The organism is Paraburkholderia sp. RHO2 (genome assembly GCF_050955445.1).
Taxonomy (GTDB): Bacteria; Actinomycetota; Actinomycetes; order Mycobacteriales; family Mycobacteriaceae; genus Prescottella; species Prescottella agglutinans_A.
This window is the reverse complement of the sequence record NZ_CP162617.1, coordinates 3,683,489-3,699,210: the sequence shown is the minus strand read 5'-3', so window position 1 is coordinate 3,699,210 and position 15,722 is coordinate 3,683,489. Positions and strand designations below refer to the sequence as shown.

Sequence of the window (15,722 nt, the reverse complement as noted above, 5' to 3'; positions counted from 1 at the left end):
AAGGCCCCGCCCGAATCTCGGGCGGGGCCTTTCCGTTGCTGCCGCCCCCACTTGGCAGAATGGGGAGCGGCATTTCTTCCACGTTGTTCGAGCCCAAACGAACGGAGTTACTCGGTGGGTGCGTCAGACGCCACTGTTCTGGTGACGGTTACTGGTCCGGACAGGCCCGGCGTGACGTCGGTGCTCTTCGCGGCGTTGTCGCGTCACGATGTGAGCCTCCTCGACGTCGAACAGGTGGTGATCCGCGGACGGCTCACCCTCGGCGTCCTCGTGCAGTGCCCCACCGACCCCGAGTCCCTCCAGGAGGAGCTCGAGGAGGCCATGGACACCGTCGGCATGAACGTCGACGTCGAGATCGGTGCCGACCCGGCCGGGCGCCAGCAGGTGTCGACCCACGCGGTCGTCGTCCTCGGCAGCCCCGTCAGTGCGCGGGCGTTCCGCTCGCTGTCGCGTGAACTGGCCCGACAGGGCGCCAACATCGATTCGATCCGCGGCATCGCCGACTACCCGGTCACCGGGCTCGAGCTGATGGTCACGGCGTCGGGGACCGGTGCCGAGGCCGACGCGCAGCTGCGGGCGGGCCTCGCGGAGGTCGCGGCAGGGGAGAACGTCGATGTCGCCGTCGAGCGCGGCGGCCTGGCCCGGCGCGCCAAGCGGCTGATCGTCTTCGACGTCGACTCGACGCTCGTGCAGGGCGAGGTCATCGAGATGCTCGCGGCCCGGGCCGGCGTCGAGGACGAGGTCCGCGCCGTCACGGAGGCGGCGATGCGCGGCGAGATCGACTTCACCGAATCGCTCAACCAGCGCGTGGCCACCCTCGCCGGACTCGACGCGTCCGTCATCGACGACGTCGCCGCGGACCTGCAGCTGACCCCGGGCGCGCGCACCACGATCCGGACCCTGCGTCGGCTCGGCTACCACTGCGGTGTCGTGTCGGGCGGCTTCCGCCAGGTGATCGAGGGTCTCGCGCACGAACTCGAACTCGACTTCGTCCAGGCCAACACGCTCGAGATCGTCGACGGCAAGCTCACCGGCCGGGTGGTCGGCGACGTCGTCGACCGCGCCGCCAAGGCCACCGCCCTGCGCAAGTTCGCGGCCGAGGTCGGCGTTCCGATGGAGCAGACCGTCGCGGTGGGCGACGGCGCCAACGACATCGACATGCTCACCGCCGCCGGTCTCGGTGTCGCGTTCAACGCGAAGCCGGCGCTGCGCGAGGTGGCCGACACCGCGCTGTCGCACCCGTTCCTCGACGCGGTGCTGTTCGTGCTCGGCGTCACCCGCGACGAGGTCGAGGCCGCCGACGCGGTCGACGGTGTCGTGCGGCGCGTGCCGATCCCATGACACCGGCCGTGGACCGCCACGTGACACAGACGGGCGACGGCTTCGCGGCCCGTCACGCCGTGCTGGCCGCCGGGTACGGCAGCCGCCCGGACCCGGCGGACCCCGCGCAGGTGCTGGCGATGCCGATCGTGCTGCACATCCCCAAGACCGACCCGCCCGCGCGCAGCGCACTGCTCGCCGCGGCGGCGTCGGCGACCGTCGCGCTGTGCCTCGACGACCGTGTCGGACCGGACCCGGACGGGACACCCGGACCGTGGCAGCACGCGCTGCGGGAATGGACCGACGCCCGCATCCGCAAGGTGGCCCGTCGGGCCCGCGGCGCGCAGTGGCTCGCTGCTCAGGACGTCGACGGGGTGACCGTCGACGCCGACGGTGCCCAGGCGCGGGCGCTGGTGCCGGGACGGGTCGGAGACCTGGACGCGCGGATCAAGAAGCTGCAGATCGGTGGCACGGATCTCGACCACGACCAGCCGGGAGCGGTGCCGGACGCGCTGCCCACGCTGTGGGTGAACGCCTCGCTCGGGATGACCGTCGGCAAGGCCGCCGCGCAGGTCGGGCACGCGTCGATGCTCCTGGCCGGCGCGATGTCCGTGGACCGCGCCCTCGCGTGGGCGGCCGACGACTATCGCTGTGCCGTTCGGGACGCCGACGAGAAGGCCTGGGCCGCACTGTGTGACGAGGTCGCCGCCGGCCGCGCGATCGCGGTGCGCGACGCTGGGTTCACCGAGGTGGCACCCGGTTCGATGACGGTGATCGCCCCGGTTCGCTGAGCCGGCAGGCGACACGCAGGTCCGGTCCAGTCGGAGCCGTCGAAAGTCGGTGCGGGAAGATGGTCGCTGTGTCGGAACCAGATCCTGATCTCCTCATCGATTTCGAAGATGTCCTGATTCGCCGGGGCGGAGCGACCCTCGTCGGTCCGGTTTCCTGGAAGGTGGAGCTCGACGAGAAGTGGGTCGTGCTCGGCCCCAATGGCGCGGGCAAGACGTCGCTGCTGCGCATCGCCGCGGCCGAGGTTCACCCCACCGCCGGTGTCGCCCGGCTGCTCGGCGAGACCCTCGGTCGCGTCGACGTCACCGAGCTGCGTCCGCGGATCGGCCTGTCGTCGTCGGCTCTCGCGCACCGGGTTCCGGCCGACGAGGTGGTGAAGGATCTGGTGGTCTCGGCCGGGTACGCGGTGCTCGGCCGGTGGCGTGAGCAGTACGAGAACATGGACACCGAGCGCGCGGTCGAGATGCTCGAGAGCCTCGGTGCCGAGCACCTGGCCGACCGCACCTACGGGACGCTGTCCGAGGGCGAGCGCAAGCGTGTGCTCATCGCCCGTGCCCTGATGACCGATCCCGAACTGTTGCTGCTGGACGAGCCGGCCGCGGGCCTCGACCTCGGCGGCCGCGAGGAACTCGTCGCGCGCCTGGGCGATCTCGCCGCCGATCCCGATTCGCCGGCGACCGTGCTCATCACGCACCACGTCGAGGAGATCCCGCCGGGATTCACGCACGCGCTGCTGCTGTCCGAGGGGCGGGTCGTCTCGCAGGGCCTGCTCGACGACGTCATCACCGCCGAGAATCTCAGCGAGGCGTTCAGCCAGTCGATCAGCCTCGACCGGGTCGACGGCCGGTACTTCGCGCGCCGCACCCGCCACCCCGGTCTGCATCGGGCCTGACATCCGCCGGAGACGATCCGCGACACGCGGAGCCTCTCCGCGCGATGGGACTGGTGGTGAGGCGTCCGTCACTCGGGGCGTAAGTTCCCGGTATGGGAACTACTCGAGAGTCGGGCGCCTCTTCCTCCGGCGCCGCGCAGCAGGCCGGAATGTTCGACGAGACGCAGACCGCGTCCACCGCTCCCGCGCCCAAGGACGCCTCGACGGTGATGCTCGTCCGCGATGCGGAGTCGGGTGTCGAGGTGTTCCTGCTCCGTCGGGTCGCCGGGATGGCCTTCGCCGGCGGGATGACGGTGTTTCCGGGCGGCGGGGTCGACCCGAGCGACAGTGTTGCCGACGTGCGTTGGGCGGGTCCGTCGCTGTCGTGGTGGGCCGAGCGGTTCGGCGTGGACGCGCCGCGTGCCAAGGCGCTCGTGTGCGCGGCCGTGCGGGAGACCTTCGAGGAGTGCGGGGTTCTGCTCGCCGGGCCCACCGAGGACACCGTCGTGGCCGACACCAGTGGCTACGCGGAGGCGCGTCGCCAGCTGGAGTCCCGGGAGTTGTCGTTCGCGGACTTTCTCGCGCGCGAGAATCTGGTCCTGCGCACGGATCTGTTGCGCCCGTGGGCCAACTGGATCACCCCCGTCCAGGAGGGGCGTCGTTACGACACCCGCTTCTTCGTGGCGGTGCTGCCGGAGGGGCAGCGGGCCGACGGGGAGACGTCGGAGGCCGCGGAGGTCGCGTGGCGGACGCCGGCCGCGGCCGTCGAGGACTGGCGAGAGCGCCGCAGTGTCCTGTTGCCGCCCACCTGGAGCCAGCTGGCCGCATTGGGCCAGTTCGACAGCGTCGACGCGATTCTCGCTGCGGAGCCGGAGATCTCGCCGATCCTGCCGGAACTGAGCTTCGTGGACGGCAAGCCGCGGGTGGCGTTCCCGGGCGACGCGGGCTACTACGACACCGGGGCGCTGCCCTGGGGATGACGCCCAGTAGCCTGAGCCGCATGGCTGAGTTTGTGACCCTCGAGGTTTCCGAAGGTATCGGCACGATCCGTCTGGCACGTCCCCCGATGAACGCCCTGAACCGTCAGGTGCAGGAGGAGATTCGGGAGGCGGCGCGTCAGGCGACCGTCGATCCGGAGGTCAAGGCCGTCGTCGTGTACGGCGGCGAGAAGGTGTTCGCCGCGGGCGCCGACATCAAGGAGATGATCGAGCTCGACTTCGTCCAGATGAGCGAGATCGTCGCCGAGCTGCAGTCGGCGCTGGGCGCGATCGCGGACATCCCGAAGCCGACGGTCGCCGCGATCACCGGCTACGCGCTCGGCGGCGGCCTCGAGGTCGTGCTCGGTGCGGACCGTCGTATCGCCGGCGACAACGTCAAGCTCGGCGTCCCGGAGATCCTGCTGGGCATCATCCCCGGCGGCGGCGGCACGCAGCGCCTGGCCCGCCTCGTCGGCCCGGCCAAGGCGAAGGACATGGTCTTCACGGGCCGCTTCGTCGGCGCGGAGGAGGCCCTGCAGATGGGTCTGATCGACGAGATGGTCGCCCCGGACGAGGTGTACAACGCCGCCCGCACGTGGGCGTCGCAGTTCACGGGTGCGGCGAGCCGTGCGCTCGCGGCCGCGAAGGCCGCCATCGACGAGGGTCTCGACACGGATCTCGCGACGGGTCTGAAGATCGAGCAGCACCTGTTCGCGTCGCTGTTCGCGACCGAGGACCGCACCATCGGCATGCAGTCGTTCGTCGAGAACGGCCCCGGCAAGGCGAAGTTCACCGGTAAGTAGCTGCTCCCGCGTTTTGCGCACTTGTCGCTGTCTGCGGGACCCCGAGAGCATCGACAAGTGCGCAAAACGCGCCTCCGAGAGAGTGAAAACTAGAACTTGTTCATTCCTTACCTTTCGGTAGGATTCCCTGCATGAGTGCAAGCCCGACAGATCCCGCGCCGAACCCGCACGCCACCGCCGAACAGGTCGAGGCCGCGCTGCAGGACACCAAGCTCGCCCAGGTCCTCTACCACGACTGGGAAGCGGAGACCTACGACGACAAGTGGTCGATCTCATACGACGAGCGCTGCATCGACTACGCGCGCGGCCGGTTCGACGCCGTCGCCGGCGATCAGCCGTTGCCGTACGAGCGGGCACTCGAACTGGGCTGTGGAACGGGCTTCTTCCTGCTCAACCTGATGCAGGGCGGCGTCGCGAAGACGGGTTCGGTCACGGACCTGTCGCCGGGCATGGTGAAGGTCGCGCTGCGCAACGCCGAGCACCTGGGGCTCCCGGTCGACGGCCGCGTCGCCGACGCCGAGACGATCCCCTACGAGGACAACACGTTCGACCTCGTGGTCGGGCACGCGGTGCTGCATCACATCCCGGACGTCGAGCAGTCGCTGCGCGAGGTCCTGCGGGTCCTCAAGCCGGGCGGGCGCTTCGTGTTCGCCGGTGAGCCGACGACGATCGGCAACTTCTACGCGCGCTGGCTCGGCCGCGCGACGTGGGCCGCGACGACGACCGTCACCAAGCTGCCGTTCCTGTCGGACTGGCGCCGCCCGCAGACCGAGCTGGACGAGTCGTCCCGCGCCGCCGCGCTCGAGGCGGTCGTCGACCTGCACACGTTCGATCCGACGGACCTCGAGAACATCGCCAAGTCGGCCGGCGCGGTCGAGGTGAAGGCCAAGACGGAGGAGTTCGCTGCGGCGCTCCTGGGGTGGCCGGTGCGCACCTTCGAGGCGGCGGTGCCGCCGGAGAAGCTCGGTTGGGGCTGGGGCAGGTTCGCGTTCGGCGGCTGGAAGACCCTCAGCTGGGTGGACGAGAAGGTGCTCCAGCACGTCGTCCCGCGCGGCTTCTTCTACAACGTCATGATCACCGGTGTGAAGCCCGGCGCCACCGACTGAACGATTCGTACGAGCTTTGGGATACGACTTCACGATCGACGACGTCGACTACCTGCGCAGCGCGGAAGGCATCACGGCGCTGGCGGAGACGGCGGAGTCGGAGCTGTCCACGCGCACGCGCCTGGCCGACATCGGCCGGGCGCGTGCGCGTTTCGGTGACCGGGCCGCGCTGCTGATCGAGACGGTGCTGCTGCGGCGCAAGGCGGAGGCGAAACTGCACGGCGCCGCGTCGTGGCTGTTCACCGACGACGCGTTGCAGCAGGCGACGCCGTTGGCCGTCGCGCGGCACCGCGGCGCCCGGTTGGCGGGCCGACGTGTCCACGACGTCACCTGTTCGATCGGCGCCGAGCTGTCGGCGCTGGTCCCGTTGGCGGACACTGTGATCGGCAGCGATCTCGATCCGGTGCGGCTCGCGATGGCCACGTACAATGTGCCCGGCGCGACGCTCGTGCGGGCCGACGCACTGCGTCCGTGCACGCGCGAGACCGTCGTGATCGCCGACCCGGCGCGCCGGTCCGGCGGCAAGCGCACGTACGACCCGGCGGCGTTGATGCCGCCGCTGCCGGACCTGCTCGACGTCTACGCGGGGCGCGATCTCGCGGTGAAATGCGCGCCGGGACTCGACTTCGACCGTCTCGACTGGGACGGCGAGGTGGAGATCGTCTCGCTCGACGGCGGGGTGCGCGAGGCGTGCCTGTGGTCGCCGGGACTGTCCGGCGCCGGAGTGCGTCGACGCGCGAGCGTGTTGCGCTCGGACGGGTCCGCGTGGGAGATCACCGACGCCGAGTCGGACGACATCCCCGAACAGGAACCGGGGGAGTGGATCGTCGACCCGGACGGTGCGGTCGTGCGCGCGGGCCTGGTGCGCCACTACGCGGCCCGGCACGGGCTCTGGCAACTCGACCCCCGGATCGCCTACCTGACCGGTGACAGCGTCCCTGAGGGGGTGCGCGGGTTCCGGGTGCTGGCGCGGCTCAAGTACACCGAGAAGGCGCTGCGGCAGGAACTCGCGGCGCGGGACTGCGGTTCGGCCGAGATCCTGGTGCGGGGCCTCGACGTGGACCCGGCCGTGCTGCGGCCGCGCCTGAAGCTGCGGGGCACCACACCGCTGTCGGTGGTGCTCACCCGGATCGGGCGCACTCCTGTCGCGTTCGTGTGCGCGGCACGGGACTGACCGGCCTCCGGTCTACTTCAGCACGAACAGTTCGCCGATCAGGGTCGGGGTGAGGACCTCGCCGTCCGGCCCGATCGACGTGCCCGCGGTGAAGCCGGTGGCACCGGGGAGCGCGTCCTGGTCGAGGGTTTCGCCGGTCTTCGTGTCGAACGTGAGCAGCGCGGTCCCGCTGTCGCCGTCGCGCACCACCGTGTACCCGGTCGCGCCGGCCGTCTGTGCCGGCGCGCCGACCTGCCGCAGATCGCCGCGCTCCCACGCCACTTCGGCGTGGTCCCCGCGGTCCCGCAGGGCCAGCAGTCGTCCGTTCTCGCCGCCGGCCGGGACGATCAGTCCGTCCGCCGAGACGGACGGGCCGCCCAGCGACCGGTAACCGAGGTCGTGGCTCCACCGGGGGGTGCCGGATTCGGCGTCCACCGCCCACAAATGCCCGGCATTGTCGTTGCCGTACACAGTCTTTCCGTCGGCGGACAGGACCGGGCTGGACGGGCTGCCGCCGGGCAGGGTGCTCGTGGACCAGCCCTGCTCGATTCTCGGGTCGCTTCCGCCGGTGTAGCGCATCGCGACGAGGTCGGCCTGCGCCGCACCGGGCCGCCAGAACGTGAAGACGAAACGGCCGCTGCTCAGGTCGAGCGCGGGGGAGCTCGAGACCGGGCACGGGGACGCGCCGTCGAAGCACTGGTCGAGACCGAGTCCGTTGGGCACCGGTTCGACGTTCGAGCCCTGGGTCCACGACGCCGGCGGAATCAGGTCGTACGACGGGAGCACCTTGAAGCCGGTCTGCGGGTCGAGCACGTTGATCTGACCGAGCTGGGTGACGAACAGCAGGTTGCCGTCGCCGGTGAACTGGGCAGAAAGCGGAGTCCCGGTGACCGGTGTGCGCCAGCGCAACTGGCCGTGCTCGTTGAACGAGCTCATCGCGCCTTCCTCGCCGACGTAGACGTTGGTGGCAGCGTCCACGACCGGCGACGAGGCGGCGGCGCCGGGGCCGACACGGTTGCACCAGCGCTTGCGGCCGGACTCGATCTGGAACGACAGGAGATTGCAGCCCTGCTCGGCTTGGGAGGTGAGGAAGACCTGACCGCTGGCGGCGACGGTCGCCCGAGTGGGCGTCGGGCCCCCGATCGGACGCGACCACGAGAAGTCGAGCGAGCGTGAGCCCGTCACTGCACTGGTGTCGCTGTTGCGGGCGTCGGAGTGCATCCCCGGCCAGCCGCCCGCGCCGAAGACGTTCTCGGTGCCGGAATCCCCGCCGCATCCTGAGAGAAGGAGGGCCGAGATCGCCGTCAGCGCTGCCGCCGACGACCTGAGGGCACGCCGCATTGGATCTCCTCGAGTCGGAATCTGGTCGGACCAGAGACTATCCCGGCCACGATTCGGCGTCGGCGAACCGCCCCGGCGCATTTCGTGGGACCCTCGATGAAAGGCCCTCCGTCAGTCGTCGCGGCGGGTCCCACGGATCCGTTCCGGCGGAGGAGACATCATGAGAATTGGTGTGCCGAAGGAGATCAAGAACGGGGAGCTACGCGTCGCGCTCACGCCGCTCGCGGTGAACGAGTTGCGCGTGCAGGGACACGAGGTGCTCGTCGAACGTGGGGCCGGGGTGGGCTCGTCGATGCCCGACGGCGAATTCGTCGCGGCCGGCGCCCGGATCCTCGATCGCGCCGAGGACGTGTGGGCCGAGGCCGATCTGGTGGTGAAGGTCAAGGAACCGCTCGCGCCGGAGTATGGGTTGATGCGACGCGGGCAGGTCCTGTTCACCTACCTCCATCTCGCCGCGTCGCTCGAGTGCACGGAGGCGCTGCTGTCGAGCGGTGTCACCGCGATCGCGTACGAGACGGTGGAACGGTCCGACGGTTCGCTTCCGCTGCTCGCCCCGATGAGTGAAGTCGCCGGCCGCCTGGCGACCCAGGTGGGCGCGCATGCCCTGCAGGCGACGGCGTCGGGGCACGGCTCCGGGCACGGCTCCGGGCGCGGCATCCTGCTCGGCGGCGTGCCCGGCGTCCAGCCGGCCCGGGTCGTCGTCATCGGCGCGGGCAGCGCCGGGACGCACGCGACGGCGGTCGCCGTCGGCATGGGCGCCCGGGTGACGGTGCTCGACCGTGACGTCGAGCGCCTGCGGGCCGCGCACGTGCGGTTCGGGTCCCGGATCTCGACGGCGATCTCGACGCGCACGGAACTCGAGCTGACTCTGACCGACGCGGACCTGGTGATCGGCGCGGTCCTGGTGCACGGCGCCCGCGCACCGCATCTCGTGTCGTCCGAGCAGGTGTCCCGGATGCTGCCGGGGAGTGTGCTCGTGGACGTGGCGATCGATCAGGGCGGGTGCTTCGAGGATTCGCAGCCCACCACGCACGATCAACCGACCTATGTAGTTCACAATTCTATTATTTATGCGGTTCCCAATATGCCGAGCGTTGTTCCCCACACGTCCACCCACGCTTTGGTAAATGTCACCCTGCCGTTCGTGTCGGCGCTCGCCGGAAAGGGTTGGCGCGCAGCGATGCGCGACGACTCCGCGCTCGCGGAGGGGCTCAATACCTGGTCCGGGCAGGTGACACATGCGCCGGTCGCGCTGGCGCACGCGCTGCCGCACGTGTCGGTGGAAAATGCACTGCGTGGTTGAACTGTCCGATTGGTGTGAACGTCAACCGTGTAATTCGCGTGTCCGGTGATTGTTGCCGATCGTTTATCTAATTTCCCTGCGACACGACACCCGTGATTGTGTCTAATGGTTTCATGCAGCCGGGATCGGGGATGGAATCCGAAGAGCAAGCGCATCAACCCGTTACGAGTAAGGCCGTCGACCCGGCGGCGCCCCCCACTCGCGAGAAATCGTCCGTCGCGGCCGACCCGCAGGACGACTATCTCCTCGGATCCCCTTCGGCGGGTCGCGTCGTCGCCGCTCTCCTCGTCGCCGGGATCGCCGGTGCGGTGGGTCTCTTCATGGCGTCGATCGTCGCCATGCTCGTGACCGCTGTCGTCGGGGCCGCCACCGCCTTTCTGGTCGCGCACGACGACGACTGGCTGGTGCGCCGGCGTCGGCAGCGGGCGCGGCGGCGTCACGTCACCGTCATCCCGAGTTGGGCGAGCCGGTCCTGGAGCGGAGAGGCGTGGGGTGATCACGGCGTCGGACGACGCGCTGCGTAACCGACACCGAGGGCACGTGACGAGACACACAGTCGCGGTCCGTAGGCTTGTGTGTCATGACGAGCATGTGGGGCGCACCGTTGCGCTCGAGGTGGCGCGGATCTCGACGTCGGGACAGTGAGCAGGCCCGATTCCTGACGCTGGCCTCGCTGAAGTGGGTCATCGCGAACAAGGCGTACACGCCGTGGTACCTGGTCCGCTACTACCGCCTGGCCAAGTTCAAACTCGCGAATCCGCACATCATCACGCGCGGCATGGTGTTCCTCGGTAAGAACGTCGAGATCCACTCCACCCCCGGTCTGTCGCGGATGGAGATCGGCAAGTGGGTCCACATCGGTGACGGCAACGCCCTACGCTGCCACGAGGGTTCGCTCCGGATCGGCGACAAGGTCGTGTTCGGCAAGGACAACGTCGTCAACACCTACATCGACATCGAGATCGGCGCGTCGACCCTCGTCGCGGACTGGTGCTACATCTGCGACTTCGACCACCGGACCGAGGATGTGACGGTCCCGATCAAGGACCAGGGCATCGTCAAGGGGCCGGTCCGGATCGGACCCGACACGTGGATCGCCGCGAAAGTCACGGTCCTGCGCAACACACGCGTCGGCCGCGGCTGTGTGCTCGGTGCGCACGCCGTGGTCAAGGGCGACATCCCCGACTTCAGCATCGCGGTCGGTTCCCCGGCCAAGGCCGTCAAGAACCGCCGCGTCGACTGGGAGTCCGGTGCCGAGGAGCGGGCGAAGTACATCGCCGCCCTCGAGGACATCGCCCGCAAGAAGGCCGCGGCGAACGGTGACGCCGCTCCCGCGGTGAACGGCAACGGGGCGGCCGCCCCGAAGTGAGCCGGGCCGGGTGCCCGCTACCGACCGGGTAGCGGGCGCTCGGGAATTTCCGGCCGTGCCAACGGGTGCCGGACCCGGCGCTTGGCCGCCGAGTACACCTGCACGGTCTCCTCGGCCACCTTGCCCCAGTCGAAATCGGCGGTCAGCCGATCGCGGGCCGCCTGCGCCCGGATCTGCGCCGCGTCCGGATCGTCGAGCGTCTCCCGGACCGCGGAGGTGAGACCCTCCACGTCGCCCGGCGCGAACGACAGTCCGGTCGCGCCGTCGACGACGGCCTCACCGAGTCCGCCGGCGGTCGACGCGATCAGCGGCGTGCCCGCGGCCGCTGCCTCGAGCGCGATGATCCCGAACGGCTCGTACCGGCTGGGCAGCACGATCGCGTCGGCGCCGTGCAGCCAGCCGAGCAACTCCTCGTGGTCGAGGTTGCCGAGGAACGTCACCGACCGGGCGACGCGGTGCGCCCGGGCCTGCTGCTGCAGCCACTCGAACTGGGTGCCTTCACCGGCGACGGCGAGGGTCGTGCCGGGATGGCTGCGCCGGATCCGCGGCAGTGCCGCGATCGCGTCCTGCACGCCCTTCTCGTACTCGAGTCGTCCCACGTACAGCAGCGTTGCCGGGCCCGATCGCGGTGCGCGCGGGCGGTAGCTCCACGTGGTGACGTCGATGCCGTTGCGGATCACGGTGATCGGCGGCAGCTCCGGGCCGTACAGCGCCGTGACCTCGTCCTCCATGGACGCCGAGCACGTGATGATCGAGTCGGACTCGTTGGCCAGCCACCACTCCACCGAGTGCACCTGGCGGTTCACCCGGCCCGACAGCCAGCCGCTGTGCCGGCCCGCCTCCGACGCGTGCAGCGTGGAGACCAGGGGGACGTCGTAGAACTCGGCGAGTGCGATCGCCGGGTGCGCCACCAGCCAGTCGTGCGCGTGCACGACGTCGGGTTGCCAGCCCTCGCCGATGCCCTCCTTCGACAGGGCCACTCCCGCGCGAACCATCGCGTGCCCCATCGCCAGCGTCCACGCCAGCATGTCCTCGCCGAACACGAAGTGCGGCGGATCCTCGGCCACGGCGACCACCAGCACGCCGTCGGCGATCTCCGTCGTCGTGGGATGCGTGGACGGATCGGTGCCCGACGGTCGCCGCGCGAGCACGACCACCTCGTGGCCGGCCGCGGCCAGTTCGGTCGCGAGATGGTGGACGTGTCGTCCCAACCCGCCCACGACGACGGGCGGGTACTCCCACGACACGATCAGAACTCTCATCACATGCTCCCAGCGAATGCGGCTGTTGCGGCCCCGCGACCGGGCAGGCGCCGTGCGTCGAGTGCGGGGAACAGACCGTCGGCGGCGTTCCAGCCGGCGGCGAGACGTCGTGCGACGTCGTCCCGCCCGGACGCGACGGCGTCGGCGATCTCCCGCAACGCGTGTGCGTGCTTGTGGGCCCGGTCCCGGGCGTACCCGGCCGCCGAGTCCTTGCTGACCATGAAGGCCCAGTCGCTCGAGACTGCCATCAGCGTCTCACGCAACATCTGGTCGTGGACCCGATTGCGAAGTTCGGGGTGTTCCGGATTCGCGTCGCGGGACTTGTCGATGGTGTCCAGCGCGGTCTGCACCACCTCGGCGTTGAGCCGGACCAGGTCCTGCACCTGGTCGCCGGCCCACACCCGCCAGTCCTTGCCCGAACCCCACGACGAGTCCTGCAGTTCCACCGGTTGTCCCACGTAGCCGCGGGCGCGGGCGTCGGCGAGGGTGCCGACCTCGATGCCCGCCTCCGGCAGCGCGCGCAGCACCTTCTCGAGCCACTGCGGTCCCTCGTACCACCAGTGTCCGAACAGTTCGGTGTCGAACGCGGCCACCACCAGCGCGTCCCGGCCCACCCGCTCGGACTCGCTGCGTAGGCGTCGGCGCACGGTCTCGACGAAGTCGTCGACGTGCTTGTCGATGGCGACCGCGGCCAGCGCCGGGTCGTACGGGGCCTTCTTCTCGGACGGCACCGTGCGGCCGGTGACCCGGGCGGGCTTGAGCCCGGTGTCGTGGTCGTAGGTATGGAAGTCGCGGTACGCGGCGTGGCCCGGGTAGCCGGTCTTCGGCGACCACACGCGGTAGCTCACCTCGAGGTCGCGACCGAACGCGACGACGTCGGAGTCCCACACCGGCCGGCCCGCCGACGTGTCGCCGCGCAGCGCGGGGCCGTCGACCATGAAGTGAGACACACCGGCGGTCGCGTAGCCGGTCTCCATGCCGGGGGTGAACCCGCATTCCGGCGCCCAGATCCCGGACGGGGTGTGGTTCCAGCGGGCCCGCGCGTCGGCGAGTCCCTCGGTGAGCGAGAACGCGCGCAGACGCTCGTGGAGCAGCGGCTGAAACGGGTGCGCGAGCGGGCCGCCGAGCAGTTCGATCGTCTCGGCGTCGATCAGTTCGCGCAGGACGGCGGATCCGCCGTGACGCCAGCGGGTCTCGAAGTCCTCCAGCGCCGCGGCCGACGCGCGGTGCTCGCGCGCCCCCAGTTCGCGCTGCGACGCTGACCGCATCCCGGCGGCCTCGTGCGCGCGGATCTGCCAGTTGCCGAGCCAGTGGTGCATGCCGTCGAGGCAGTGCGGGTCGTCGAGCTGCGCCGCGAGCACCGGGGTGATGCCCAGCGTGAGCTGCCGCGTGCGGCCCTCCGCCGCGAGCCGGCGCAGCACGGCCGTCACCGGCAGGTACGTCGCCGCCCACGACTGGTACAGCCACTCCTCGCCGACGGGCCAGCGGCCGTGGTTCGCGAGCCACGGCAGGTGCGAGTGCAGGACCAGGCAGAACATGCCCGGTTCACGCGAAGTCACGGCGTCCCCCTCGGTTCGTGTCACGTCACGGGATCCTTGATCGCGACCGCGACGAGGTCGAGGCTGTCGTCGATGTCGGCCTCGCGGAGCGTGAAGTCGTCGACGCCGATGCGCTCGACGTCGCGCGCGAGATCCTCCGGCCACGGCTCGCCGGCGAGCGCGCGCTCGATCTGGGCGTCGATGAACGACCCGCCGTGCTTGGCGTCGAGTTCGCGCAGGCGCGGACCGTGGTGGACACCGGTCATCAGCGCCACCCGGAACCCGGCCTCGACCAACAGTTCGGTCAGTTCGGCCGCGTTGAGCTCGCGGGTGTGGAACGGGTTGAGCGGGGTGTCGCGGCCGGGCGAGAACGTGATCCGGTTGGGGGTGCTCACGAGCAGTTCGCCTCCGGGGCGCAGGACGCGGTGGCACTCGCGCAGGAACTGCGCCTGGTCCCACAGGTGTTCGATCACCTGGAAGTTGACGACGGTGTCGACGGACTCGTCCGCGAGCGGCAGCTCGGCGAGGTTGCCGTGCAGCATCTCGACGCGGGGGTAGCGGGCGCGGACGTGCTCGACGGCCGAGGTGTCGTAGTCGAGTCCCGTGACCTTCGTTGCCACGTCGGCAATCATGTTGGCGCCGTAGCCTTCTCCCGACCCGGCCTCGAGTACGACGCGGTCGGCGCAGCGGGGGAGGAGGTCGCGGTAGACCACCTCGTGGCGCCGGAACCAGTAGTTCTCCTCGGGGATTCCGGGCACCGTGCGTTCGCCGGTCAACGGCAGCGTGGACGCCTCGTTCGATGCGTCGGCGCGCTCGGTCGTGGAACCAACTGTGGATTCGCTCACCTCAGCGAGGTTAGTGGCACCGGACGAGGCAACCGTCGAGGTGGTCCACATCACAGCCGTGAAAGCGCTCGTCGGCGGTTATGGTGAGACCGGATTCCGCCTAAGTTACCGGCTGGTAACTTGCCGTGGGGTAATCTGTCGCACAGCCAACGTGCAACCGAAATTGCTTACGAGAGCTCGGCATGTCGCGGAGTTGCTCGCGATCATCAGCTAGCTACAAACAGGAGGTCGACGAAGACCCATGACGAACATCGTCGTTTTGATCAAGCAGGTCCCCGACACGTGGTCCGAGCGCAAGCTCACCGACGGCGACTTCACGCTTGACCGCGAGGCCGCCGATGCCGTGCTCGACGAGATCAACGAGCGCGCCGTCGAGGAAGCTCTCCTCATCAAGGAGGCCCAGGGCGGAGAGGTGATCGTGCTGTGCGCCGGCCCCGACCGCGCCACCGACGCCATCCGCAAGGCGCTGTCCATGGGCGCCGACAAGGCCGTCCACGTCAACGACCCGGCTCTGCACGGCTCCGACGCGATCCAGACCGGCTGGACCCTGGCTGCCGCTCTCGGACAGATCAGCTTCGAGAACGGTGAGGCCGCCGACCTGGTCATCGCCGGCAACGAGGCCACCGACGGCCGCATCGGCGCCGTCCCGGCCATCATCGCCGAGTACCTGGGCCTGCCGCAGCTGACCCAGCTGCGCAAGCTGACGGTCGCCGACGGCAAGGTCACCGGCGAGCGCGAGACCGACGAGGGCGTCTTCGGCCTCGAGGCCGGCCTGCCGGCCATCGTCTCGGTCACCGAGAAGATCAACGAGCCGCGCTTCCCGTCCTTCAAGGGCATCATGGCCGCCAAGAAGAAGGAAGTTCAGGTCCTGACCCTGGCCGACCTCGGTGTCGACCCGGAGACCGTCGGTGTCGCCAATGCGGGCACCACCGTCACCGCCTCCACCCCCAAGCCCCCGCGTACCGCTGGCGAGCGCGTCACCGACGAGGGCGACGGCGGCTCCAAGATCGCCGCGTACCTCGTGGGCCAGAAGATCATCTGATCC

At 70.0% G+C, this 15,722-nt stretch carries 15 protein-coding genes; 11 read left to right on the top strand and 4 right to left on the bottom strand.

Going from position 1 to position 15,722, the window contains the following annotated elements:
- The first annotated feature begins 141 nt into the window (after positions 1-141).
- The 7 genes from serB (at position 142) to ABTV10_RS17175 (ending at position 7,040) form a co-directional block, all read left to right on the top strand.
- On the top strand, positions 142-1,341 hold the full coding sequence (serB, locus tag ABTV10_RS17205; protein WP_499028779.1) for a phosphoserine phosphatase SerB: 1,200 nt from the start codon (positions 142-144) through the stop codon (positions 1,339-1,341).
- A gap of 20 nt (positions 1,342-1,361) precedes the next feature.
- Positions 1,362-2,111: a peptidyl-tRNA hydrolase gene (locus ABTV10_RS17200; RefSeq protein WP_499028777.1), complete on the top strand. Its 750-nt coding sequence runs from the start codon at positions 1,362-1,364 to the stop codon at positions 2,109-2,111.
- A gap of 68 nt (positions 2,112-2,179) precedes the next feature.
- Positions 2,180-3,001 (top strand): ABC transporter ATP-binding protein, encoded by an 822-nt coding sequence (locus tag ABTV10_RS17195; protein ID WP_499028776.1) that lies wholly within the window; start codon positions 2,180-2,182, stop codon positions 2,999-3,001.
- A 92-nt stretch (positions 3,002-3,093) separates the two neighbouring features.
- Positions 3,094-3,960 (top strand): NUDIX hydrolase, encoded by an 867-nt coding sequence (locus ABTV10_RS17190; protein ID WP_499028774.1) that lies wholly within the window; start codon positions 3,094-3,096, stop codon positions 3,958-3,960.
- Between the two features lie 20 nt (positions 3,961-3,980).
- A complete protein-coding gene (locus ABTV10_RS17185) occupies positions 3,981-4,760 on the top strand; it encodes an enoyl-CoA hydratase/isomerase family protein (RefSeq protein WP_433605839.1) in 780 nt (259 codons plus the stop codon).
- 131 nt (positions 4,761-4,891) lie between these two features.
- A complete protein-coding gene (locus tag ABTV10_RS17180) occupies positions 4,892-5,866 on the top strand; it encodes a methyltransferase domain-containing protein (RefSeq protein ID WP_499028773.1) in 975 nt (324 codons plus the stop codon).
- A 16-nt stretch (positions 5,867-5,882) separates the two neighbouring features.
- Entirely contained in the window at positions 5,883-7,040 is a 1,158-nt protein-coding gene (locus ABTV10_RS17175) for a THUMP-like domain-containing protein (RefSeq protein WP_499028771.1), read from the top strand.
- A 12-nt stretch (positions 7,041-7,052) separates the two neighbouring features.
- Here the strand turns inward: ABTV10_RS17175 and ABTV10_RS17170 are convergent, their stop codons facing one another.
- A complete protein-coding gene (locus ABTV10_RS17170; RefSeq protein WP_499028769.1) occupies positions 7,053-8,360 on the bottom strand; it encodes an outer membrane protein assembly factor BamB family protein in 1,308 nt (435 codons plus the stop codon).
- Between the two features lie 160 nt (positions 8,361-8,520).
- On the opposite strand from ABTV10_RS17170, the gene ald reads away from it, so the two are divergent.
- From ald to ABTV10_RS17155, 3 genes are all read left to right on the top strand, one after another.
- Entirely contained in the window at positions 8,521-9,663 is a 1,143-nt protein-coding gene (ald, locus tag ABTV10_RS17165; protein ID WP_499028768.1) for an alanine dehydrogenase, read from the top strand.
- A gap of 131 nt (positions 9,664-9,794) precedes the next feature.
- On the top strand, positions 9,795-10,187 hold the full coding sequence (locus tag ABTV10_RS17160) for a hypothetical protein (protein ID WP_499028765.1): 393 nt from the start codon (positions 9,795-9,797) through the stop codon (positions 10,185-10,187).
- A gap of 56 nt (positions 10,188-10,243) precedes the next feature.
- Positions 10,244-11,032 carry an acyltransferase gene (locus tag ABTV10_RS17155; RefSeq protein WP_433605827.1) on the top strand — a complete coding sequence of 263 codons (789 nt, stop codon included), beginning with the start codon at positions 10,244-10,246 and terminating at the stop codon, positions 11,030-11,032.
- A gap of 17 nt (positions 11,033-11,049) precedes the next feature.
- Here ABTV10_RS17155 and ABTV10_RS17150 read toward each other — a convergent pair whose 3' ends face one another.
- The 3 genes from ABTV10_RS17150 to ABTV10_RS17140 are packed head-to-tail and all read right to left on the bottom strand — an operon-like array spanning position 11,050 to position 14,677.
- Positions 11,050-12,294: a glycosyltransferase family 4 protein gene (locus ABTV10_RS17150; RefSeq protein ID WP_499028763.1), complete on the bottom strand. Its 1,245-nt coding sequence runs from the start codon at positions 12,292-12,294 to the stop codon at positions 11,050-11,052.
- Positions 12,294-13,877, bottom strand: a complete 1,584-nt coding sequence (locus tag ABTV10_RS17145; RefSeq protein WP_499028761.1) for a 1,4-alpha-glucan branching protein domain-containing protein — start codon at positions 13,875-13,877, stop codon at positions 12,294-12,296. The genes ABTV10_RS17150 and ABTV10_RS17145 overlap by 1 nt, the downstream gene beginning before the upstream one ends.
- Positions 13,874-14,677, bottom strand: a complete 804-nt coding sequence (locus ABTV10_RS17140; protein WP_499028759.1) for a class I SAM-dependent methyltransferase — start codon at positions 14,675-14,677, stop codon at positions 13,874-13,876. Before ABTV10_RS17140 ends, ABTV10_RS17145 begins: the two co-directional genes overlap by 4 nt.
- 241 nt (positions 14,678-14,918) lie before the next feature.
- On the opposite strand from ABTV10_RS17140, the gene ABTV10_RS17135 reads away from it, so the two are divergent.
- On the top strand, positions 14,919-15,719 hold the full coding sequence (locus ABTV10_RS17135) for an electron transfer flavoprotein subunit beta/FixA family protein (RefSeq protein ID WP_433605821.1): 801 nt from the start codon (positions 14,919-14,921) through the stop codon (positions 15,717-15,719).
- Positions 15,720-15,722: the final 3 nt, after the last annotated feature.